At 44.6% G+C, this 23,296-nt stretch carries 18 protein-coding genes; 6 read left to right on the forward strand and 12 right to left on the reverse strand.

What is annotated here, in order from left to right:
- Positions 1-6: 6 nt before the first annotated feature.
- From IPJ02_01580 to IPJ02_01590, 3 genes are all read right to left on the reverse strand, one after another.
- Positions 7-588: a WG repeat-containing protein gene (locus IPJ02_01580; protein ID MBK7374293.1), complete on the reverse strand. Its 582-nt coding sequence runs from the start codon at positions 586-588 to the stop codon at positions 7-9.
- 292 nt (positions 589-880) lie between these two features.
- Entirely contained in the window at positions 881-2,509 is a 1,629-nt protein-coding gene (locus IPJ02_01585) for a M20/M25/M40 family metallo-hydrolase (GenBank protein MBK7374294.1), read from the reverse strand.
- 143 nt (positions 2,510-2,652) lie between these two features.
- Complete coding sequence (locus IPJ02_01590) at positions 2,653-3,423, reverse strand: cupin domain-containing protein (GenBank protein ID MBK7374295.1); 771 nt, start codon at positions 3,421-3,423, stop codon at positions 2,653-2,655.
- Positions 3,424-3,900: 477 nt separating this feature from the next.
- Between IPJ02_01590 and IPJ02_01595 the strand changes: the two genes are divergently transcribed.
- Positions 3,901-4,875: a Gfo/Idh/MocA family oxidoreductase gene (locus tag IPJ02_01595; GenBank protein MBK7374296.1), complete on the forward strand. Its 975-nt coding sequence runs from the start codon at positions 3,901-3,903 to the stop codon at positions 4,873-4,875.
- A 168-nt stretch (positions 4,876-5,043) separates the two neighbouring features.
- On the opposite strand, the gene IPJ02_01600 is transcribed toward IPJ02_01595, so the two are convergent.
- Positions 5,044-8,451 (reverse strand): T9SS type A sorting domain-containing protein, encoded by a 3,408-nt coding sequence (locus IPJ02_01600; GenBank protein ID MBK7374297.1) that lies wholly within the window; start codon positions 8,449-8,451, stop codon positions 5,044-5,046.
- A gap of 581 nt (positions 8,452-9,032) precedes the next feature.
- Here IPJ02_01600 and IPJ02_01605 point away from each other — a divergent pair.
- The 4 genes from IPJ02_01605 (at position 9,033) to IPJ02_01620 (ending at position 11,904) form a co-directional block, all read left to right on the forward strand.
- Entirely contained in the window at positions 9,033-9,395 is a 363-nt protein-coding gene (locus tag IPJ02_01605) for a hypothetical protein (protein ID MBK7374298.1), read from the forward strand.
- 132 nt (positions 9,396-9,527) lie between these two features.
- Positions 9,528-9,728, forward strand: a complete 201-nt coding sequence (locus tag IPJ02_01610; protein ID MBK7374299.1) for a hypothetical protein — start codon at positions 9,528-9,530, stop codon at positions 9,726-9,728.
- Between the two features lie 109 nt (positions 9,729-9,837).
- Positions 9,838-11,133 carry a hypothetical protein gene (locus IPJ02_01615; GenBank protein MBK7374300.1) on the forward strand — a complete coding sequence of 432 codons (1,296 nt, stop codon included), beginning with the start codon at positions 9,838-9,840 and terminating at the stop codon, positions 11,131-11,133.
- Positions 11,134-11,658: 525 nt separating this feature from the next.
- The gene (locus IPJ02_01620) at positions 11,659-11,904 is read left to right on the forward strand and encodes a hypothetical protein (protein MBK7374301.1); all 246 of its coding nucleotides are present in this window, start codon (positions 11,659-11,661) and stop codon (positions 11,902-11,904) included.
- 979 nt (positions 11,905-12,883) lie between these two features.
- Here the strand turns inward: IPJ02_01620 and IPJ02_01625 are convergent.
- The 8 genes from IPJ02_01625 to IPJ02_01660 all read right to left on the reverse strand — a co-directional run bounded on the left by IPJ02_01625 (position 12,884) and on the right by IPJ02_01660 (position 21,145).
- Positions 12,884-13,576 carry a hypothetical protein gene (locus IPJ02_01625; protein MBK7374302.1) on the reverse strand — a complete coding sequence of 231 codons (693 nt, stop codon included), beginning with the start codon at positions 13,574-13,576 and terminating at the stop codon, positions 12,884-12,886.
- Positions 13,577-13,986: 410 nt separating this feature from the next.
- Positions 13,987-14,430 carry a hypothetical protein gene (locus tag IPJ02_01630; protein MBK7374303.1) on the reverse strand — a complete coding sequence of 148 codons (444 nt, stop codon included), beginning with the start codon at positions 14,428-14,430 and terminating at the stop codon, positions 13,987-13,989.
- Positions 14,427-15,158 carry a HEAT repeat domain-containing protein gene (locus IPJ02_01635; GenBank protein MBK7374304.1) on the reverse strand — a complete coding sequence of 244 codons (732 nt, stop codon included), beginning with the start codon at positions 15,156-15,158 and terminating at the stop codon, positions 14,427-14,429. The genes IPJ02_01630 and IPJ02_01635 overlap by 4 nt, the downstream gene beginning before the upstream one ends.
- Before the next feature lie 16 nt (positions 15,159-15,174).
- Positions 15,175-16,665: a hypothetical protein gene (locus IPJ02_01640; protein MBK7374305.1), complete on the reverse strand. Its 1,491-nt coding sequence runs from the start codon at positions 16,663-16,665 to the stop codon at positions 15,175-15,177.
- Positions 16,666-16,739: 74 nt separating this feature from the next.
- On the reverse strand, positions 16,740-17,675 hold the full coding sequence (locus IPJ02_01645) for a metallophosphoesterase (protein MBK7374306.1): 936 nt from the start codon (positions 17,673-17,675) through the stop codon (positions 16,740-16,742).
- Positions 17,672-18,205 (reverse strand): hypothetical protein, encoded by a 534-nt coding sequence (locus tag IPJ02_01650; protein MBK7374307.1) that lies wholly within the window; start codon positions 18,203-18,205, stop codon positions 17,672-17,674. The genes IPJ02_01645 and IPJ02_01650 overlap by 4 nt, the downstream gene beginning before the upstream one ends.
- A 474-nt stretch (positions 18,206-18,679) precedes the next feature.
- Complete coding sequence (locus tag IPJ02_01655) at positions 18,680-19,948, reverse strand: aminopeptidase P family protein (GenBank protein MBK7374308.1); 1,269 nt, start codon at positions 19,946-19,948, stop codon at positions 18,680-18,682.
- Positions 19,949-20,314: 366 nt separating this feature from the next.
- Positions 20,315-21,145 (reverse strand): MBL fold metallo-hydrolase, encoded by an 831-nt coding sequence (locus IPJ02_01660; protein ID MBK7374309.1) that lies wholly within the window; start codon positions 21,143-21,145, stop codon positions 20,315-20,317.
- A 342-nt stretch (positions 21,146-21,487) separates the two neighbouring features.
- Here IPJ02_01660 and IPJ02_01665 point away from each other — a divergent pair, with 342 nt between their 5' ends.
- Positions 21,488-23,152 carry a hypothetical protein gene (locus IPJ02_01665; protein ID MBK7374310.1) on the forward strand — a complete coding sequence of 555 codons (1,665 nt, stop codon included), beginning with the start codon at positions 21,488-21,490 and terminating at the stop codon, positions 23,150-23,152.
- The last annotated feature ends 144 nt before the right edge of the window (positions 23,153-23,296 follow it).

The raw sequence follows: 23,296 nt of genomic DNA on the forward strand, positions 1-23,296 counted from the left end.
CATTAATTAATCATGCAGCACTTTGTTCTGCCGGTCAATATAAAAGGTCTTGTCGCCCTTCATCACCCGGGCTTCCCCGTTCTCAAATTCACCGGTGAAATCATAGAAAGGCTTAACGGCCCATTCGCCTTTGGTATCAATAAAACCCCAATAACCTTTGGCATTGGCGGCAGGGGCCAGGCCCTCAGAAAAACTGCGGGCATTGGAATACTGGAACGGGATCACCACCTGGCCGGACACATTGATGTATCCATACAGGTTGTTTTTGGCCACGGCAGCCAGGCCGTTTTTAAAACTCATGGCATCTTCATATACGGCATCGGTAATGGCCTTGCCGGTGCTGTCGAAATACATCCATTTCGAATCCATGCGAACGGCGGTGTATCCTTCATTGAATGCAAGCCCATCGGAATATTGCGGTTTGATGACCTCCGCACCGTCTTTGGTAACATACCCGATCTTGCCGTTCTTTTTAACCTTGGAAAGGCCACAGATGCAGTTGTCCACGAACTCGTAATTCTTTTCCCATTTTTGTGAATAACTGTCCAGTACCGGGAATGCCAGGAACAGTAACAGTATCTTTTTCATAAAATTTTATTTAGGATGAAAGATATTTCTGTTACAACTTACCCTGTTATATTCTCAAAAAAAATGACGGCTGGAAGGAAAAATCATGATTTTGGTTTGCCGGTGAAGGATTGCAGCATGAAACATATATTTAAATAGAGGCATAAAGCACAGAAGAACTGTTGCTTACAGACAAAACCCGGAATATCTGCAAAAGGCCGGACTATTGGTTCTTTCTGCTGGTACCGTTACTATCTGGTAAAATAAGGCGACAGGTTTTACCAGGCATCATTACAGCATCAGTGTGATGCATTTATCTTGAAACTGCGAACAGGTCTCCTTTATTCCATACCGGCCGTTGCGGGGTTTGGGCAATGGAATAACTGATGAGAAAATTCAATTGAACATAGGTCTTTGCGGCCGTAAAATTGAAGATGCCATCCATGCCGTCTGCAGCCTGGTGATAATATTTGGCCCGCCATTGTTTTACAAAAGCAACCATATCAAAACCCGGAACATTGCTCTTATTACCGTATTTGATGTGTAAGGCCGGAATTCCGTTCACCACAAAACTATACTGGTCGCTGCGCACAAACCGGTTTTCGTTGGGTTCCGGGTCCTTCTCTACATCAAGGCCCAGGTAACCGGCCGCAAATTGTACATTACCCATGATGCTTGAATGTTCGGCACCCAGCGGTACTACAGACAGGAGCGGCGCTATTACCGTAGGCATGTCTGTATTTACATCGGCAACAATGGAAGCAGCGGGTACTGTCGGATTTGCAGCAAAATAGGAAGAGCCGAGCAATCCCATTTCTTCCGCAGTAACCATCACAATTAATATGGAGCGCTTTGGTTTTGCCCCGGAAGACCGGTATACCCGGGCGATCTCCAGTAAGGAAGCCACACCCGATGCATTGTCGTGTGCGCCGTTATAAATGGAATCACCATTTACTGCCCTGCCAATACCTACGTGATCAAGGTGTGCCGAATGAACAACATATTCATTCTTTAAATTCTTATCGGATCCCGGAATTAAACCGATCACATTATAACTTTCAAAATCGCTGTGTGTGGTACTGTAAGAAAAAGAAATACTGTACGGAAGCTCAAGCGAGGCGTTCTTCCCTTTTTTGATGTCGGCCAGCAGTTGCTCAATATTCTTGCCCGAATTCATCAGCAGGCGGTTGAACAATTGCCTGGAGCCGGCAAGCACGCCATTCAGGTTGCCGGTAAACCCACGTCCGTAAGCGACTGATTTATCCGGGTTTAAAGCAACATTGGATTGAAGCACCGGGCTGAGATTTGCAGATGGTCTTGCATTTGGATTCACTGCGATAATTCCCACTGCGCCCTTATTAAAGGCCGTATTCAGTTTATTGCCGCCATTTGAAAAATGAGCGGTCAGCGTGGAGGATAATCCATCCGGTGCACCGGCCAATACGATCACGATCTTTCCTTTTACATCGATTCCCGTGTAATCAGAATATTTACCAGGGATCTCAATGCCATAGCCTGCAAATACAAGTTGTCCTTCTGCCGAAGCTGCCTGGTTCAGCGGGTGAGGAAGCGGGGAAAAATCTTTTACAAAAACCAATGAGTCAATATTGCCGTTCTTATCCTTAAGTACGGCGACTGCAGAACTGTTATTCACGATGGATTTCCTGAGCACCAGTTTTTGGGTAAAGCCGCCATCGTCGCCACGGGGAGCTATGCCGATCTGTTTGTACTGGCCGATCACATAATCCACTGCCAGCTGGTAGCCTTCTGTTCCGGGCAACCGGCCTTTTAGCCGGTCATCTGCTAAATAGGCAATATGGGAACGGATCGTATTGGTATCGATCCTGTTCATGGCCTGCTGAATATTCTTTTCAATTTTAATTTGCTGTGCAGTTGCTGTAAGGGCAGCCAGGCTGCAGATAACCAGGAAATATTTTTTCATGCTGAAAAGGTAATGAAATTAATTTACAGAATAAACCACCTGTGCGGGTAATACCGGTGCATAATACTGTGGAAATGCCGGCTCGTCCCGGTCTCAGACCGGGATGCGTTGGTCAATGGACTTAGTCCAGAATAAAATCCCATTCACCTCCACTTGAATGCAAAATACGTACAGGGCTTATCCGATGCATTGGCAACGCCGTGCATTTTTCCGCTTTCTGCAAGGAAGAGGTCGCCGGCGCCGCCCCGGTAGGTCTTGCCTTCGATGGTCATTTCAACTTCACCGCTGATCAGTAAAATGATCTCGGTGTCTATATGCTGGTGGGGCGCATGACTGGGGCCGGTCTTATTCAGCGTGGTGGTATGCATTTCATAGTTTGCACACATGGCGGTAGGGCGGTCAAAATATTTACGGGTGCCCTTATCGTTCTTTTCGGTGTAGGCCAGTGAATCGATGTTGAGCAATAAAGTGCCGCCGGCCTTTGTACTTCTTTCCATGTTCATCGGTTGCCTGGAACGGAACATCAGCACGTAATAGGTGACGGGCCCGTCGCCGGTATTTTCAAAGGTCTGCATCTCCTGCGGAGGTATCAGCAGCACGCTGCCGGCAGTTAATTCGGCTGATCTGTTCCCGATAGAACATGTAAGTTTGCCTTCTTTGATGATGATGAGTTCTTCAATATCATCCTGTGCATGTGGCGGCCTGGGCAGGGCTCCCTTGTATTGTGTAGTTGCATGTATCTCAAAGTATTCAAACTCGTTGGTTGTACCTTCTGCAATTTTACGGGATTCCCGTTGTGCTTCTTTCTTTACAGGCAGGTCGTTCCAGACATAAACGCCCGATGGAACCGGTTTGAGTTGTGCAGTGCTGATAATGGTGGTCGTTAACAGTAAGGCAAATAATAAAGGCTTCATATTATGTGCTTGTCTTCCCAAGTTAATTTTTTCTTTTCGGATTTCATCGCCATCTTTATGTCCCTCGTCCCGGTCTCTGACCGGGATGCATTGGTCATTGGACTTTGTCCAAAAAAGCCAACTTGAAAAAATCAACACAGTAAGCCCACTCGTCCCGGTCTCTGACCGGGATGCTATGGTCATTGGACTTTGTCCAAAAGCGAACACCGGCTCTGACCGGATGCTATGGTCATTGGACTTTGTCCAAAAAAGTTAACTTGAAAAAATCAACACAGTAAGCCCACTCGTCCCGGTCTCTGACCGGGATGCAGTGGTTATTGGGCTTTGTCCAAAAAAGCTAACTTGAAAAAAGTCAACAAAATAAACGTATCTATTCCTGGGAAAATACTGAACAAGTGAAGGGATCATCACCGAATCCAATACTTCAGCATGCTGCATTCTTTGCTCAATATTGCCCATGCCTTCGTAAATTAGAGCATGAACACGATCAACTGGGGCATCATCGGCTGCGGCGATGTGACCGAACTAAAAAGCGGGCCGGCATTTAATAAAGTTCCCGGCTCTGCCCTGGTGGCTGTTATGCGTCGTAATGCAGAAAAAGCCGCAAGCTACGCCCGACGGCATAATGTTCCCCGCTGGTATAGTGATGCAGGTCAACTCATCAACGATCCGGGAGTGAATGCGATCTATATTGCCACGCCGCCATCCTCGCATGAAGAATATACGATCGCCGCCATCAATGCCGGTAAACCGGTGTACGTTGAGAAGCCGATGGCCCTGGATTATGAAGCCGCCAAAAGAATGGCAGATGCCGCAAAAGAAAAAAATATAAAACTGGTGGTAGCGCATTACCGGCGTGAGTGGCCGATGTTTAAAAAGATAAAAGAGTTACTCGGTAATAATGCCATTGGTGAACCCCTGCTTGTACAGCTTGAGTTTTATCGCCCTGCACTGACCAGCGAAGAGCTTTCCATTGAAAAAAATGCCTGGCGGGTAGATCCTTCCGTTTCTGGCGGCGGGCTTTTTCATGACCTGGCCCCACACCAGCTGGATATACTGTACTGGCTTTTTGGCAATGCAAAAAAGATACACGGCACCGCATCAGATCAAAACAAACTGTATGCAGCACACGATACCGTTGCCGGCGAAATGGTATTTGAAAGCGGAATGGTGTTTAACGGCAACTGGTGTTTTGCTGCTTCCGGAAGCAAAGACCATTGCGAAATAACCGGCAGCACTGGTAAACTGAGCTTTGGTTTTTTCAGCGGCAACAGCATTGAACTGCTCATCAACAACCAAACCACCCGTTTTGATTTTGAACCCCTGCAGCATGTACAGCAGCCGATGATCGGAAAAGTAGTGCAGTATTTTCTGGATGAGGTTGATAATCCCTGCAGTGCAGGGGAAGGAGTGGAGGTGATGAGGTGGATGGATAAGATGACGGTTAAATGAATAGCGAACCTGCCTGCCGGCAGGCAAGGAACGAAATGAATATTGAACAAGGAACAAGGAATTTTGAATTTTGAAGTACATCCGTTCAATATTCGGCATTCCTTGTTCCTTGTTCAATATTCCCGACTTGCTTTCGGGGGCATTAGTATCATGCAGTCATCCTGCTAATTACTGTATGATCAGCCTTTCTGTATATTTATTTTGTTTATCAACGATCAACACATTGTATATACCCGGTTGCAATCCCTGTAATGCGATCGTTTCTCCATTCATGACTGTTTTACTCTTTATCATTTTCCCGGTCATGTCATAGATGCTTATTTCTGCTTTCGCTGTTCCCTTTGGCAGACTGATGCTGGTGAAATCTTTTGCAGGAACAGGGTACAGCCTCGGCTCAGATTGTGGATCATCCACTTTTACCCTCACAATAATGGAGTAGCTCATCCGGCCATCCAGGTCCAGTTGACGGATGCGGTAATAAACCGTTCCTTCAGGCCTGGAAGCATCGGTTATGCTGTAATCATTCTGAACGGCATTTCCTTTTGGCAGCACTTTCCGGATGAAGCCAAAGTTTCCATCACCGGTACCGCGTTCAACAATAAAAAGGCCTACATTCATCTCCTGCGCTGTTCCCCATTTCACTACGATGCCTGCATTGGTTTGCGTGGCGTTCACGTACAACCATTTTAAGGGCAGCGGTGTTGTTACCAGTGTACTGGTACTTACCACATTGACAGTATTGTAAACCGGCGCATCAATACCATTGTATTCAAACACGCTGTAGTGATAGGTCTTGTTGACCTGCAATCCTGTAACGGTAACACTGTTCCCGCTTCCTGCATATACCACGTATTCACCGGCGGCAATTTGAGAACCGTTCTGGAAAACCGCATTGGCAGGGTACTTGCTCAGGTCAGCCGGCACACCGCTTACGGCACTGCCTTCTTTCATCACTACGATCCTTCCGTCGCCCGGGCCGCTGGTCCAGCTGATGTTGATCGTAAGATTTGTTGCTGTTCCGCTCAAGGCAGTACTTCCCGAAGCCGGGGCTGTTGCAGTGCTGCGGTTCGCTGTTAATGCGCCTGCAATTAAATAGGTAGTTGTTGCTGCGCTGCCGTTGTATTCAAACACAGCAAAATGATAAACGGTGGAAGGAAGCAGGTTGGTGATGGCAACACTGCTTGTTGTACCGTTGAATACCACATATTGTCCGCTGCCCAGGTCGGTGCCGGTACCAAATGCTGCATTGGCCGTGTATTCGGTCCCATTTGCCGGGGTAAAACTTACCGGGCTGCCTTGCTTCATCACTACGATCCGTTTGGCGCCATCGCCATTGTTCCAGTTAAACGAAAATTTATTGCCGTCGATCAGGCTGAACAAAGCGGCGCTGGCATTGCTGGTTGGCGGCGTAACACCCGAACCCGTTGTGGTAAAATTGAATGAAGATCCGGGGCGCAGGTATACCGGTCCGGTGGAACCGTTGAATTCAAAAGCACTCACATAATATTGTGTATTGGGCGACAGGCCGGTTACTACCGTACTGGTCCCTAAACTGGTTTTAAGCACCACGTAATTTCCTGTACCGATCTCCTGCACGCCATACACCGAAGAATAATTATAACTCACCAGGTCCTGCGGCTCCACGTTCACCGGCGAACCGGCACGCATGATGAGCAGGCGGCTGCCTCCGTTGCCTGCTGAATAATTTATAGTTACCTGTGTATTCTGAATATTGCTTGCCGACAAAGCAGCGGTTTGTACAGAAGGCGCTGATAAAGTAGTTATACTTGCTGCAAGGAATGAAGAACTAAGATAATCAGGCCCTGCTGCAGAAGTATTGTATTCAAATACGGCCAGGTGGTAGGTGGTGCCGATCTCCAGGTTCTGCAGGTCAACAATACGGTTCACATCGTCGTATACCACAAACTGGCCGGGAGCGATCTCCGTTCCGTTGCCAAACACATTGCTTGCCGTATAGCTAACGCCGTCAACAGGCATGGCTGTCACCGCTGTATTTTTTCTTGCCACTACAATTCTCCTCGCTCCATCGCCTCCCGTCCATTGCGCCCTGAATGCATTGCCCTGCATGATGCTGAACGTCATATTGGTTCCCGGGGCCGTTGGTTCGTTGGGAATGGTTATGCTGGCGGTTGCTCCCGGTATGGCATACACAGGATAGTTATTGCCATTGAATCCAAACACCGCCACATGATAGGTTAGACCGGGAGTAAGGCCCGATACATTGAGTAAGGTTCCATTCTGTCCGCCGGTGAGTACGTAGTTACCGGGAGTGATCTCTGCACCTTGCCCGAAGAGTTGGTTACCGGTATATTTTATAAGATTGGTTGGCGTGGCATCAACCGCTGATCCCTGCTTCATCACTATTAAGCGGAAAGTTCCGTTACCGGCAACGTGCCGGATGTTCATGGAAGACCCGGTAACGTTTTCAAAAGTTACATTGCTTGCCTGCACGGTAGGTGCGGTTGCTGTACTGCCGCTGTTCTGCGAATAGGATGAAGTAAGGTAATAGGTATTGCCCCCGGCATCCATGTCAAAATCATAAACCCGGAAATAGTAGCTGGTGGCGGGCAACAGGTTGGTGAATGTGCGGTCGGTACCCAGGGAGTTCACTACCCATTCGCCGGGAGCGATCTGTTGTCCTGCACCCAATGCGGTATTGGCGGTATAAACCTGGCCGTTCACCGGTACGGCTGTCACGGGTTGTCCCTGCCGGGCGATGATCAGCTGGTACCTGCCATTGCCTGGGGCAAAACTGGTAGTTACCCGGTTGCCTTCAAAATTGCTGAATGAGATGGTACCAGAAGCCTGTGTAGGCCCGGCATTGGTAAGCTGGCTGCCCGCTGCTCCCGGTGTAAGGTAAACAGGGCCCAGGTTTCCGTTGTATTCAAAAACGGTAAAATGATATACCGTATTCGGATCGAGGCCGGTAACGGTAACATTGGTTCCCGTGCCTTTATACACTACATAGTTATCGCCGTTCAGAACAGCACCGCTGCCAAAGATGGGGGAGTATGAATAGTCGGTGAGGTTTACCGGAACCGCGTTTACCGCAGCAGCTTTGCGGGCGATCAGCAATCTTCTTTCGCCGTTGCCATTGCTCCAGCTGATGGTGAGTTTGTTGCCGGTAATGGCGGTAAAGCTGGTGATGGTTGCCTGCACCGTGGGCGCCGACTTGGTGGTCACATTCCCGCTGAGTGCAATGGTAAGGTACTCCGTGAGTGCGCCGCTGCCGTTGTATTCAAACACCGCCACATGGTACGTGGTTGCGGCCTGCAGGTTGGTCACTACCTGCGAAACACTGGCGCTGCCATTGCTGCCGCGGAACACCACGTATCCATCGCCGGGGGCGAATTCGGTGCCGGCCGTACCGTATGCTGCATTGGCGGTATACTCTGTTCCGTTCACCGGCAAGCCACTAACCGGGCTTCCGGCTTTTACCACAATGATGCGGAAAGCGCCATTGCCCTTGTTGAAGCTCATGGTAAAGCGGTTGCCATCCAGGCTGGCCGCCGGGAAATGCCAGGTTGCTTGAGGGAACCGTTGGCGGTGCGGCAAACCCGCTGAATACTGATACTAAAAGAATGAAGGATAAGATAAAATTCCTTTTCATAAAATGTTTTTATGGTTATACTTTAAGTCCTGTATGGGCTGGCGCAAAGTTGCCGCCATTCATTTTTTATAAGAAGGGCAGGAGGGATGAATTGGGGGAACCGGGGGGTGAATTGAGGAGATAGAACACGGATGACACGGATGCGGCTGATAAAGAAGGATCCTGACATGCTAAATGGAATATCATGCTGTTCCGATAGCTATCGGGATACCGAAGCAGGATCACGGTGCAAATATTGAACAAGGAACAAGGAATGATGAATAATGAACGGGATGTACTTCGTGATACGATTTTCCTTGTTACTTGTTCAATATTCTATGCCTATCGCTGAAGCTATGGGGCATGTGACTGAGGCTACTCGAAGATAAGTAGGCAGGGTACAAAGCATCTAACATTAGGAAGAGCTACATTTTAGGTAGTTCTACTGTTGTGCCACTCATTTTTACGGCATATCTTTAAGATATTTTATTGAAGCAGAGACTACTAGTTAAAAAAGATCCAAATTAACAAGATTCAATTCATCTATATGCCAAACTTAATTCTTATTGATTATGATAATTTAAAAACTGTTGATAAAAGGCAAGGTTTATTATATGTGATCGAAAAAGTTATAAAGAAAATTAATCCACCCGAAATTAAAGGAGTAAATATTGAAATTCGGCTTTATGGAGGATGGTATGAGAATAATAACCTTACTAGATTAGCTCAGGGATTATCCATTGAAATTAGTGCCAATTTCCCAGCAAGAATGTATTTGTCAGATAGTTCCACTTCTGTAATTGTTCGAGTTGAAATGGCTTATAGCTTAATTTCTGAACCATTAAAGCATTTGTTTCATACGTTTCGAATACGAAGTGCCCCAAATGGACTTAGATGCAAGAATCCCTAACTAACGGTTGCTCCAACAATCCATGTCCAATATCAAGTATATAATTTCATAACAACAAATATTTGCTCAGTTTGCGGGATAATAAAACCTGAAAACATCCTTTACCGTAGTGAACAAAAACTTGTTGATACAATGTTAACCTCTGATTTAATTTATGCAGCATACCAAAATTCTAATGTTGGAATTGTATCTTCTGATGATGATTTTTGGCCAGGAATACTTACGGCATTAGATACAGGTGTCAAAGTGACCCAAATTCATACAAAAGGACAATATATAAACCCATTTTATTTAAGAACTGCAAATTCTAACTATATTCAAAAGCAACTTTAACTATGAATTATTCTGATTTAAAAGAGTTATTATTTCATTTGCTGTCCAGTCTGATGTTATTGTAGAAAAAGGAAGAATTTTAGCTGATATCAGAGGTGAATCAATCGATTTGAAAGTTGAGGAAAAAGATGGGGAATTATATGTTATAGAAAATGATACTAGTCAAAAAGCTATTCATTGGATCGCAAATCGATTAGCAAATCTGCATCAATTAGCTGATAGAATATTGGAGTATACGCCAAGAGTAAAAAACTTTGTACAGCCTAGTGGGTTACTATTAGATGATACTGAGATAGACCCAACAGAAACTGAATCCTTTGTTGAAAAAGCGAGTAACAAACTAAGTGAAAAATTAAATGTGAAAAGCCCTGGTTCGTCTAGTGTTATTTATTTAACTTCTGATGCAGGGGAAGGTAAGACAACTCTTATAAATGAACTTGCATGTCAACAAGCATTAGCTTATAAAGCTAAAACTACATCATGGCTTTTAATTCCAATTCCGCTTGGAGGAAGGCCCTTTCTTAGATTTGATGATATTGTTATCGCATCTCTAGTTAATAGACTTAGATTTCGTTTATTTTACTACGATTCTTTTATGGAATTAGTAAAGTTGGGCATGATAGTTCCAGCATTTGATGGATTTGAAGAAATGTTTATGGAAAGTTCAACGGGAGAAGCATTATCTGCAACCGGAAATTTGATGAACAAGTTAAGCTCGTCTGGAGCAATTCTAATTGCAGCAAGGAAGGCATATTTTGATTATAAAAGCTTCAGTTCACAGGCTAAACTGTTTGATACTATCGGATCAAATGCAGTTACTTTCTCAAGATTGTCAATTAATCGCTGGGACAAGCAAAGATTTATTGAGTATGCAGAGCTAAGAAATATTCAAAATGCAGAAGGTATCTATGAATTTATAGTAAGAAAACTTGGAAATCCAGAACATCCATTATTGACAAGACCGGTTCTTGTAAACCAATTATTGGATGTTGCTCAAGCTTCAAATGACTTGAATTTAATAGGCAATTCACTTGAAGATACAACTCAATATTTTCCTAAATTTATCAATGCTATTATTGAAAGAGAAGCAGAAACTAAGTGGATTGATCGATCTGGTGAACCTTCCAAACCATTGCTAACAATTGAGCAACACTATGAGATTCTTTCAGTTATTGCAGAAGAAATGTGGCTTAATAATACAGACTCATTGCAAGAACCGATCCTTGATTTAATATCTGATATTTTTTGCGAATCACAAAAAATAACTCCACTATTAGGAAGACAAATAAAAGAGCGGCTAAAGCAACATGCATTAGTAATTAAATCAGAAACTAACAATGGTCAGTTTCGATTTGATCATGATGAGTTTAGAGAATTCTTTTGGGATATATTGCTCAAAGTTTAACAGAAATGAGATTTTGGAAATTAAAAATTTAATGAGAAAGGGTGTTCTATTCGAGACAACAACTAATACAATAGTCTCGCTAATAAGGGTTTCATTGAGATACTAATTGTTGTAGAAGTCTTAAATAAGATACAGATTGGAGAGGTTATCCCATTTTATTAGAGAACAATGGAGGAATCGCAATTAAATTGCTTACTAACGAATTTGTCAAACATGCAGATGTTGAAAATTGTATTTTTCCATCAAATTCATTATACAAAGTAGTCTTAAAAAATTTGGAAATAAAGAATTCATATTTTCAATCTACAAGTATCCAATCCTCAATCTTTGAGAATTGTTGTTTTGTGAATTGTTTTTTTGATAGGGTTGAGTTTGATAACACAACTGAACCTCATAAGGCAGGGTCATTAAAAGATTGTCAAATCTCTTGCATTCAAAATATTGATACAGAAATTGCCTATTATGATCCTATAAAAATAACTCGTTTGATTTAATCTATTTCAGAAATAAAAAGAAGAGGAAACTATGCAAATCGTAGAAATAGATGAAGATTTACAACTTATTGAAAAAGCCTTGAGAAAATTCCTTCGAACTACTTATGTAAACGACAACATCTTCAGAGTCCGTCTTGGAGTTAGAGCTGAATATTTTTTAAAAAATATCCTTCCAATCTTACTTGAAAATAAAATTTTGACTGAAGTTGAATATCAAGGCTCTGGGATAAAAAAATTAAAACTTTCTGTTCCTTTTGAAAAATTAATTATGCATTGACCAATGCAAATGGCAGCTTGAAAATTTTTAGAGATAATCAGTAAGTAATAATTCAGTAGAGTCTTTTTGCACCATCGTAATTGCTTCTAAAGATGGACGCTGCCTATTGTTATGAAAAAATAAGTAGTTAAAACCTAAAATACTTAATTCATACTGGATCTCTTAAGTTTGTATCAAGATGGGACCTTGCTTTAATAAATATGCGTCTCCCAACAATACAAGCGTAAATTCCAAAAAATAAGGTTATCACGGTATCTAACCATTTTAGCCCCGAAATCCAAATCACGATAAGGTAAGCCAGCATAAAATAATAGTAATCAAAGTGCTTTCGGATAAATCTATACAAGTTCAATCCTAAAGTATTATTGTTGGTTTTAACCTTCAAGTACCAGTTAGGAAATTTTAATGGCACCCCAATAATAATAAATAATAAGATATAATGGGAGACAGCTTAATGGAATTGAATTGGTTTGCAAAAATAAATGGCAAAGAAAACCAGCAGGCCCCAATTCCTGAATAGATTAAACCTTGAATTGTTTTATAATAATATTTTGGTTCATTATTTAGACTTGAGCTTTTCTTTCGTTTTAGACTAATAAAAAGCTTTCGATTAATAAAAACAGATAAATATATAATCAAAGAAAATGCAACAAATGTCCATATATGGATAATTTTAAAAAGAAATAATTTACTATACCCAAAATTAATATGGTTACAGGCCAGAAGATATTTAATAACTTCAATTCATCTTTGGTAAAATCAAGAGTATTTAATTCGGGCAAATAAGTCTTTTTTTTATTTACGGTATACTTATACCTGTTAAAATAATAAACATACAAGAAAACATCAATAAGCATTGGGAAACCAAGGGAATAGGTTAGTTTATGATAATTAATCTTCACACTGCCAAAGCTATCAAACTCATCAGAACCTCTATCTTTAAAATAATTTAGCATAGCAGCAAACAGTGCTGCTTGTACTAAAAGATAGCCATAAATATTATCAAGTTAAAATTGGGTAGAAAATCGTAGGCATTTTTATTCAACGGATCATAGCTTTTTTTACCAAATATTTTAAAGTAGTCTGGCCCTTTGAGACTTGTTTGCCTTATACGATAAACTACCTGTTGATCTCTGCGATAAGTATATCCGGTATGGAGTATAATTGTTAATAGGATTAACAATACGATTTCAGCGAACAAGTATATACCAAGTAAATTTGAAACAGAAAAAGATAAGATCGCTCCATCCATATTTTTTTTCACGTTTGCAACATCCGGATATATTCTAATCGAATCTATTTGCATTTTTGGACTATCAGATTCGAGTTTATTTATACTTTTTAAAGAATCCTGGATATAAATAGGTATGATTAAGTTAGATCCTTTTTCTGTTTTTGTATTATATACTGCAATACCTGATTTTGTGGCAGTATTTGAGTAAACAAATGCAAAACCTATGATTACAAATAGAACCGAAGACAAGAATTGAATAAATAATTTCTGATTGTGATTTTGATTTTCTGCAAATTGAGCAACGAAACTCTTTCTTATTTCCACTTTGTCCTCCTTAATTTCAATGACATCACTTTTTAAATTATTTTCGGGATCTTCCTGCTCAGGCTTCAGGAGACTTGCTAGCTTGAATATGATATGCCTTCTATTAGATTTCATATAAAAAGGATTATTACAAAGTAATATTTAATACTAATATTTTTCTTTTTGTTTTATCTTTTTCCCCCAACTGGCGCAAGTGTTCCCTACCGCAATTCTTAAATTACAAACGAAAAGTTATTGGGATCACTTGTGCCTTTTTTTAATCTACCGTACTGCGTCCGGGTTTTGCAAACGGAAATTTTATATTTTACCGCAGCCCGGTAAATCGGTGATATCCTTTTGCAGGCAGGCCCGGATTTAATCCGGGCGAATTTAACTGGCACAAGTGACCCGCCTGGGGCGGAACACTTGCGCCAGTAAGGGGGATCAGTCCTAGCGATTTAACGACACAAGTGACCCTGGGGCGGAACACTTGCGCCAGTAAGAGAACCATTGCTGAGAAAAAATATCATCTGCTGTAGTCTCTGCTAATACTTCGTATCAAAAGCCCACTTATTCTTCTTAACCTTACCATTCAACTGCTGCATTAGCTTCCCCCTTTTGGTCAACGGGAACAGGGCTTCCAGCCTGGCTTCAGTCCGGGAAACAATGCGTACGGTTCCTTTTGAAAATAACCTGCCCGACCTGCGTATGACCATCATCTTATAGGTCAGTTTATTTTTTTCAGGCAGCAGCATTATTTCCTGAGCGCTATAGCCGTTATAGTCATTCTCCCGCAGAAGCAGCCAGGTATCGCCCATGGCCCCTGCCTGGGAAAAATCCACCGGCGGCACCAGCAGCATCTTCAGCTTATTGGCCATCGTGAACGTTATAGCTTTTGCATGATCAAATTGTTTTTTATCGAGGTGACCGGCCATGGGCAGGTCCTGGTAAGGCCGGGCATCTGTTCTTTTTACGGTTAACTTTTTCATCTTGGTAATTTTTTATGTAATGGAATGAGCAGGGGCTTTGCCGGCCTCCTGGTTTCTGTTAAACCGGGGAAACCCGCCGGCAAGGGAAGTTTGTATCGCCTGCTGATGGTATGTGCGGCATAAACCAGTTGCTGCAGCACACCGTGTGCGCTTTCATTTTTTGCATGCTCCACCAGAACATTCAACAGGCCAGGCCTGATGTTCCGTTGCAATGCAACGATCACAGATCTGCGGATCGCATCACTCGGGTCTTTTTTCAATACGTCCAATAACAACTTCTCCGATGCCTGGTTATTCATATATCCAAGGGACAATATGGCCTGGGCACGTGTTGAAATGTTTGCTTTGCGGTCGCCGGTTATTTTCATTAACCATTCCTGTACCTGTGGTTGCGGAAAATAGCGCATGGCTGCCACCGCCCTGTTGAGGCAGTTATCACAGCAGCCATTGCCGCTACCGAAACCGGCTGCGATCTTTAATAAGATACTGCCCACCTGCGGGCCCGACCGCTGCAAGGATGCCAGCCCATGCTTTGTACACCCATGGTGCAGCACTTCTTCAACACCTAACCTTAGTATGGTCAAAGAATGAAGGTCCTTGTCCAGTTTAACTTTAGTTGACCTGATGACAGGTACTTTCAGGTCGGGGCGTGGTTCATTATATTTCAGGCGGATCCAGGATTTTCCATCCGCACTTTTTACACTTATTGGCTGATCAAATGTTTTCATAAAAAATAGTTTAGGTTTAACGAACGATCCGTGTAAATCCGTGGTTGAAGAATTTTTTGTACTGGTCGTATGTGAATTGCCTTCCGCCGCAGATAGAATGCATTACATTATCCCTCCCAAGGCTATCCGCATGATCGTGGCCTCCCATATAATGTCCCAGTTCATGGGCCAGGCAAACCATGCTGTTGCTCACGGCCAATCCATCACTCTCACAGGTACCATCCTTACCATCGGGGCCGGGGGCCGGCGACAGTCCCGCCACTGAAGCATAAAAGCCCCTTACCACAAAGCAGTCAACACTGTTACCCGGAACGGTCCAGTCATCAACCAGGTCATCAAATTCATCATCATCATTTAAAACAGTATAGCCCCCGGCCTGGGCATTGGAGATCGACCAGAAGTCAACAGAAGAAAAAGTGAGTCCGAAGTTCTCATACACATTCCTGGCATCCGCAATCCCGTTGCTGATGGTTGTCTGTTCTGCGGCGCTATAGCTTCCCACCATTATGATATTGATGCCCCAGCCACCCATGATCCGGCAGGTTATCGTTGCCGTTACCGGAGTACCGTCTGATTTTGTAAAGATCAGTTCAAAGGTCATGTCTTCCTTTCCTTCGTATTTTTTAAAGATATTATTACCGGGTGGGGCAGAAACAGAGAACCAGCCGCCAACGCTGCCATAAGGGCCTACCGATATGGCTGTTCCCCATGTCCATGTTCCGGAATCAACCAGGGAGCCGCCTACGCCGCCATCCCAGAATTTCCATACCATATTCCTTTGCAGTCTTACCGTTACATTATCACCGTTGAGTAAGGTAAAGTTGAATCCCGTGTTCCAGTTGGTCCCGTCCCAATCGGGCCGCACACTTCCATTATAAATGGAACGGTTTGACGGTGACAGGAAAAGACTGAAGGGATTGGAAGGGTAGCCCCATTCATCCAGTAAATAACTGCTGGCTCCTCCCGCAGCATCATAAAGCGTCAAGGTAAGCTCAACGGGCCCGGGAGGCAATGCATGTTCCTTACCTGCACGCAGGATGACGGATCCCTTTTTGCTTTCTTCCGGGCTCAGCAATTGCTGCACTTCAAAAGGCCGGCCCTTCCATTTTACTTCCATGCGGGCCATCGTTACCTCTCCGTCAAACGCCGGCACAAAGTCTATCTGAAAAGCATAAGGCTTGCCGGAGAACAGGCGTTCCCCGTCAATTTTAACCGATAAGATATTTATTTGCCCGGGCAAAGGAAATACAACCGAGTTCTCCAGCCTGGCCCGGACGGCTGAACTGAGTTTGATCCTTGATGCCAGGTCATTTACACCCAGTAACGCACCATGCTCATGTTCAGCTTTGATTGTTTCCGCCAGTTTTCTGGAAATCTTTGCCGTTTTAGCCAGGTCGGCAACACTTGCACTGCTTATATGCATTTTTGGTTTTGTAAGTTCCCGCCTTTTCAGCAGGTGCAGCCACGGGACTGGCTGGTTCAACCGTGCTTTTAATTTTGTTTTCATGATGTAGTATTTAAAATTTTTATTTTCAGAAATGCCCCGACGGGGTTTTAATTACAGCGGCTGATCATTGCCCTTTAAAATATCTTCTTCGTCCACACCGGTTGCTTCACTTTACTCAGGTCATAAAAATTTTCGGTGATGCCTGTCAGCACGTTATTTGTTGACTGAAGTGTTATCATGGCAAAGCCATTATACAATTGTTTTGATGGCGGTGGCTGCAGGTTATTGGCTTTGTATGCAATGGGTTTGCCATTCAGCGATGAAGCCGGTCCGTAGGGAAGCGAAGCATGACCCAGGCATCGGGCAAATGTTTTGGTGCTGAGGCCGGGAATGCTGATGGGCGAATTATACACGATGCCATTATGAACGTGCCCCCAGTACCAGGCATAGGGATCACCCTTAAGCGCCGCCTTGATCTCCGCCCATAAAGGAGAAACGGATGTGCAATCATCGGCAAAGCCGTTGTGATGGGTAAGCACAATTGTCTTGCCCGGGGCCAGGCCAAGCTTTTGTATCCACTGGCCCTGGAACCCGGAGGTCCCGCCGATGCTGCCGTTCATGAATGCATTGCTGATACTGGCCATGTAGGCTGAGTCGAGGCCGAGGATCGTCCATCCTGCATATTGCAGGGCAAAACAACTGGCGCCTTTTTGGGCGCTGAAGGGGCTGCCATTACCCGGTGGATTTGCTTTGGCAGCCAATGCACGATAGAATAATCCATTTGCCCCGCTGTACATTTCATGGTTTGAGTTAAGGGTAAATGATCTTCCGGCATAAGCGGGTGGCCATTGAACAAGCAGGTTGTTTTGTTCTTCGCCGGGGTCAAAATAATACTGGCCATTGGGATCCGAAGCCAATGGCGTTCCTGCATAATATACGTCGCCCACATGAACAATATAATCGGGTTTTAAAGGCGTTACCTGGTTGATGATGGATTTGGAAACAGTGTCTCCCGTGCCCCAGTCGCCGATGATGGCGATGTTTACCTTACCGGGCACAGCGCCTTTCAATGGGATGATTGGGGAGTGGTAGTGGGTAAATATTCGCCGCTGTACCATAGTACACGTACCACCGATTCCAGCAGGTTAATGAATGCAATGAACCAGCCCTGGTCGTAAGTAGCCCATTTTCTCGTGCCAAGTACCGAACCGTCGGTATAGATCAGTTCTTTATTTGAAGTAAAGAAACCATAATTGGGCAGGGTCATCTGTGAAGGGGCAAGCAGGAAGTCGACCAGGTCGATGAAATCGAGGATGTCTTTCTTCTCCTTTGCGGTGAACTTGCTGAAATCGATCTGCCCCGGGTTCTTTAACCAGTAAAGGATCAATCCCAATTCAATACTTCCGTTACCGGCCTTGAAGCCGGAGGGGGGCGGAGGTACAAATCCCTGCCAGGTATTTTTCTGAACCATAAAAACTATCAGTTCATATTCACAGGCGGGTAAGTAATCCAGTAATTCTTTAAGGTCTGACAGGATCGATTGATCGGCATTGATGCGTTCCCTGAGTTCTGCAATGTCTTGCTGGCCTGGCTTCTCCATGTTGGTGATTTTTAGGAGTTATAAAATAAGTGGCCAGGGGCAGGATCGTTATCCGGCATTGGACAACGATTGATGGACAAAGTAGAACAAACCCATTAACAAAAAAACCGTATTTATACCTGTTTTTGTTAGCACAACTGTTCGCAAGCGGGATCAATATTTACCCGGTTAGGTTTTCAGTAACTCTCACTTGCGCCAGGAAAGAAAGTGCGAAAAGAATATTTTCGTCCCAGCGGGGTTTTCACAGACTACTTCTTAAGCTCTTAAAGCTCTTACGTGAAACCCCGATGAAGAATGCTGTAAAACCAGCATTCTGTCACTCTATAAATCTATACTAAAGTCAGAGAATTGGAAGAATTATTGTGCAAGAGTCTTTATTCATCGGGGTTTCACACAAGAGTCATATTATTCAGGTGTATGCAGTGAAAACCCCGCTTAGACAAAAAAAATGATCTGTACACGGAATTAAACCAACTACCCAAAAGGCTCGCTGACCGACTTACTTAACGGGGAAAACCATTTTGGCCCGGCTTCGGTCATATAAACACAGTCTTCGTGACGCACACCAAATTCACCGGGTATCGCGATGGTGGGCTCGATGCTGAAACATATGCCCGGCTCCAATTTCAGGGTATTTCCTTTTACGATATTGCCCCATTCATGTCCGTCCATGCCAATGCCATGGCCGGTGCGGTGCGGAAGTCCCGGTAATTTATAGCCGGGGCCAAAGCCGGCATCGGTGATCACTTTACGGGCAGCGGCATCCACTTCCTCACAGGGCCTGCCAATTTTTGCAGCGGCAAAGCCAGCAAGCTGGGAGCGTTGTTCCAGGTTCCATATCTCCAACTGCCGTTTGCTGGGCTCTCCAAATACGGTGGTACGGGTGATATCGGAGTTATAGCCTTCCACTTCACAACCGCAATCCATCAACACGACGTCTCCCATTTTTAACCGCTGAGGTTTGGTGGTGCCATGCGGAAAAGCGGATGCTTCTCCAAAAAGCACCAGGGCAAAACCGGGATCATTGCCCAGTTTACGCTGGGTGCCGGTGATGATCGCAGCCACATCGCCGGGTGACATTCCCTCTTTCAAACCCTTTATTCCTTCTTTGATGGCAGCCACCGTTATATCACTGGCTTTTTGCATCAGGGCAATTTCTGCAGCAGATTTTATCAGGCGGCAGGGGATGGTGACCGGGTCACCACTTACCATGTTCAGGTGCGGCGCTTCTTTTCTTAATCCATCCATTATAAAAAACCGCAGCCGTTCTTCCATGCCTATGTTCCCGGACCGGATGCCCGCATCTTTTAGTGCATTCGCCATTTGTTTATACGGACTTTCATCTTCCTGCCAGGCATACACCTCTTTTCCTGTTTTGATAAGTTCACGCAAACGGTCTTCTTCAAAAGCCGGGCAAACATAGCTTACTTCTCCCCGGGCGGGTATGATGGCAACCATGGGCCTTTCGCTGGGCCACCAGCTGATGCCGGTAAAATATATCAACGATGTTCCGGAGTCAAGTACCAGGGCTTCTATTTTTTGTTCATTGAGCAGGCGTTGTGCTTTTTCTACCCGTGCTTTTCTTTCTTCTACAGTGATGGGCACCACATCCGCCAGCATAGCGTGCATTTTATCCGATGATGTGTTGTTTGCGCCGGCATTCTTGGATCCAATGCCTGGAATGATCCCCGCAGCAGCAGCAAGTGCAGAAATGTTGATGAAATCTCTTCTTTTTAATGACATGATGGGGGTATTTGATGTTAACTTTAGAATAAGGGAAGTTAACATTTTTATTTATACAGGTATATTCCGGGAAGTTATGGTAGTATCCTATTTTGAATATTTTGCGACTTGTCATGCTGAGGAACGAAGCATCTCAGGTTAAGGAAACGATCCTGATCAGGAGATCCTTCGTTCCTCAGGATGACAATCATTCAAAATAGGACACTACCGAAGATATGAATATTGAGCAGCGAACCTGCCTGCCGGCAGGTTCATTATTTGCCCCGGAATCGATCCTTTACTGCGTTGAACTTTATTTCTGATCAGTTATTTTGGACAAAGTCCATTAACCAGTGCATCCCGGTCAGAGACCGGGACGAGGCATATTTATCCAAACAAAGCTAACTGCATCGGCTTTACAGGTACCGGATGCGTATTGGTTTCCACGGTTCCCGTTGCAGTAATGCTGTAAACCGCTGTAGCCTGGTACCGGGAAGCCACAATGACCTCTGTTCCGTTCGCATTTTCTTTGAACAGGGATCCAACGAGGTCCGGGCTATTGTTCTCTTTTGATAAATGCGCCAATAAAAGATGCGACATAAAGGAGGGCCGGTGCTGCAGGAATAATTCCAGCGCCTGCCGGTTCGATAAATGCCCCTTATCACCACGGATGCGGTTCTTTAAATGCAGGGGATAGCCACCGTTCTCCAGCATGGCATCGTCATAATTGGCTTCTAAAAAAGCAGCATGGCATTGCTTGAAATAATGTATGACCTGTTTGCATACGGTGCCGATGTCCGTAAATACACCAACGGTTATGCCCAGGTGACTAATGATAAAACTATGCGGATCGGCTGCATCGTGATTTTTAGTAAAAGGGGTTATTGTCAATTGACCAACCACTACAGGTTCGTCTGCAACAAATGTTTTTGAAAGATGCCTGATCAGCCGGGGGCCATTGCCGGCGGTCAGCCCGGTGATATAAACAGGCAGGCTGTACTTATTGGCCAGTGTGGAAACCCCTTTGATATGATCGCCGTGCTCATGCGATACAAAAATGGCCTTCACGGTTTTCATGGAGAGACCCAGTTGCTTCATCCGCTTTTCTGTTTCCCGGCAGGAAATGCCTACATCGATCAAAACAGCCTCCTTGCTGTTCCCGACATAATAACAATTGCCGTTGCTGCCGGAGTTAAGGGATGCGATAAATAAAGCCATAGAAGTTGCAAAGAAAAGTAATTTTAACGGACCCGGCGTATTTATTAGCTGCCGGTGAAGCTTATCTCCGGAAGGGGATACGGGGGTGCCGGGTAAACCGGTAAATTCCCGGAATTTAATTATTTAGTAACCGGGTGATCTTTACGCTTAACGGAAAAAACCGTGTTTTTACCCTATGAAATGAACCAGGAACTTACCACATTGTGGTATATGAATGTTCAGTGACCTGCAGTACATTTCTGATCCCTACCCGGCATTTTAATATGGCCATGCTTCCTTCCGTTGAGATCAAAGAGAAAAATACATCCTGGAAAATATTTTTAAAAAATTAAACAAACCTGTATGCGCTACTACAACACCGACAATGAACTGAAAGCCTATGCTGTGGCCGGTACACAAACCGTGCTGCTGGCACTGGAGATCAATAAAACAAAAGTTACCGGGCAGGGCTTTATGGGCTTTAAGATATCCCGGAAAGAAGGAAATGCCCAGCCTGTATTGCTGAACGGGTCCAAGCGCTTTGCTTCAGACGATCCCGCTAACCCGGTGCAAAAATTATCGCCGCTGCAGACCTTTTTATGGAAGGACTATACTGCCGACCCGGGAAAGACCTATAAGTATACCTTCGAAGCCATGTTTGGCACCTGGGATAATATGCAAGCCAGGTATTCAACCACCTTAAAAGTGACCACCGAAAAACTGCACGACGGGGAACATTCGGTATTCTTTAATTTCGGTGTAACGGGATGCCAGGCCTATGCAAAAAAGTTTGATAAGAAAAAGATCACGGCACTTCCCGCAGCAGATAAGGCAAGGGCCTTTGCCATTTTAGGCAGGGAATTGTATACCGAAGGCCTGTTGAAATTTGTTGCCCAGGCCAAGATCAGCAAATACAAACTGCTCTGTGCATTTTATGAACTGGATTATCCTCCTTTCCTGGAAGCGCTGAAGGAAGCAAAGAACAAAGGGGCCACCCTTGAAATAGTTTACAGTGCCCGGCCCGATCAGGTAACGGCTAATGAAAAAGAGATAAAGAAGGCCGGGTTAAAGAGCATCAGTATTCCCCGGGATTACCAGGTGGCACAGCCGCACAATAAATTCATGCTGCTGCTGGAAAATGGAAGCCCTGTGCAGGTCTGGTCCGGCTCAACCAATATAACCATCCGGGGCATTTTCGGTCACAGCAATACCGGCCACTGGATACGTAATAAGACGATTGCAAAGAAATACAAGGATTATTGGGATACCCTTGCACAAAATCCTGCCAAGGAAACTTTCACAGCCAAAACAGAGAGCATCCAGAAAGACATTGACGGCACAAACCTTACCCAGGGAACAAAAGTGATCTTCAGTCCGCGGAAAACAGACGCCCTGCTGAAGGAATATGTAAAACTGATGGACAGCGCCACGGATGCGGTCTGCATCATCTATCCCTTTAATATTGAAAAGATATTCAAGGATTTCTATGCGGAAGACCGGGGCTATTTACGGTTCATCATCACGGATAAGGGAGGGGATAAGAACAAGGTGATCACCAACGACCGGGATGTGATCAAGACCCAGGGCGCAGTGCTGAATACCGCTGTGGAGAAATGGGTGGTGGAAATGACCAGTAAGGCAACCACGGGGGCCAGCACATTGTATGTACACAACAAGTTCTTTATTGTGGATCCGTTGAGCGCTTCGCCCGTGGTGGTATCGGGCTCAGCTAATTTCAGTGATGAATCACTTACCCGGAACGACGAGAACATGCTTGTTGTAAAAGGGAATAAGCGGGTAGCGGATATCTACTTCACCGAGTTCTCCCGGATGTTCGATCATTTCATGCCCCGTTACCTGCAGAAGCTGAAAGAAGCGGAACCTTCCACACATAATTTTTCCACGGCAGGATTCAGCAAGCCCCTGGATGAAACAGGAACCTGGTGCGATACTTACTATGACCCGGAGCGCCTGGTAACAAAACGAAAGCAGATGTTCATCAAGATGAAAGGAGCGGTGAAGGGTTAAGAACAGCTTTCAATTCCATGTAACCACCCTTTGCGCCCTTTGCGTTGTAATTTCTTTGCGTCCTTTGCGGTTACTGTATTTTTACCGCAAAGAACGCAAGGTTATTCGCAAAGAACGCAATGGGAATAAAACAGTATCCCCGTT

The organism is Chitinophagaceae bacterium, from assembly GCA_016710165.1.
Lineage (GTDB): Bacteria > Bacteroidota > Bacteroidia > Chitinophagales > Chitinophagaceae > Ferruginibacter.

Coding starts and splice junctions, on each gene's coding strand:
- IPJ02_01580 (MBK7374293.1), bottom strand. CDS start 588: ATGAAAAAGATACTGTTACTGTTCCTGGCATTCCCGGTACTGGACAGT.
- IPJ02_01585 (MBK7374294.1), bottom strand. CDS start 2,509: ATGAAAAAATATTTCCTGGTTATCTGCAGCCTGGCTGCCCTTACAGCA.
- IPJ02_01590 (MBK7374295.1), bottom strand. CDS start 3,423: ATGAAGCCTTTATTATTTGCCTTACTGTTAACGACCACCATTATCAGC.
- IPJ02_01595 (MBK7374296.1), top strand. CDS start 3,901: ATGAACACGATCAACTGGGGCATCATCGGCTGCGGCGATGTGACCGAA.
- IPJ02_01605 (MBK7374298.1), top strand. CDS start 9,033: ATGCCAAACTTAATTCTTATTGATTATGATAATTTAAAAACTGTTGAT.
- IPJ02_01610 (MBK7374299.1), top strand. CDS start 9,528: ATGTTAACCTCTGATTTAATTTATGCAGCATACCAAAATTCTAATGTT.
- IPJ02_01620 (MBK7374301.1), top strand. CDS start 11,659: ATGCAAATCGTAGAAATAGATGAAGATTTACAACTTATTGAAAAAGCC.
- IPJ02_01625 (MBK7374302.1), bottom strand. CDS start 13,576: ATGAAATCTAATAGAAGGCATATCATATTCAAGCTAGCAAGTCTCCTG.
- IPJ02_01630 (MBK7374303.1), bottom strand. CDS start 14,430: ATGAAAAAGTTAACCGTAAAAAGAACAGATGCCCGGCCTTACCAGGAC.
- IPJ02_01635 (MBK7374304.1), bottom strand. CDS start 15,158: ATGAAAACATTTGATCAGCCAATAAGTGTAAAAAGTGCGGATGGAAAA.
- IPJ02_01640 (MBK7374305.1), bottom strand. CDS start 16,665: ATGAAAACAAAATTAAAAGCACGGTTGAACCAGCCAGTCCCGTGGCTG.
- IPJ02_01650 (MBK7374307.1), bottom strand. CDS start 18,205: ATGGAGAAGCCAGGCCAGCAAGACATTGCAGAACTCAGGGAACGCATC.
- IPJ02_01655 (MBK7374308.1), bottom strand. CDS start 19,948: ATGTCATTAAAAAGAAGAGATTTCATCAACATTTCTGCACTTGCTGCT.
- IPJ02_01660 (MBK7374309.1), bottom strand. CDS start 21,145: ATGGCTTTATTTATCGCATCCCTTAACTCCGGCAGCAACGGCAATTGT.
- IPJ02_01665 (MBK7374310.1), top strand. CDS start 21,488: ATGCGCTACTACAACACCGACAATGAACTGAAAGCCTATGCTGTGGCC.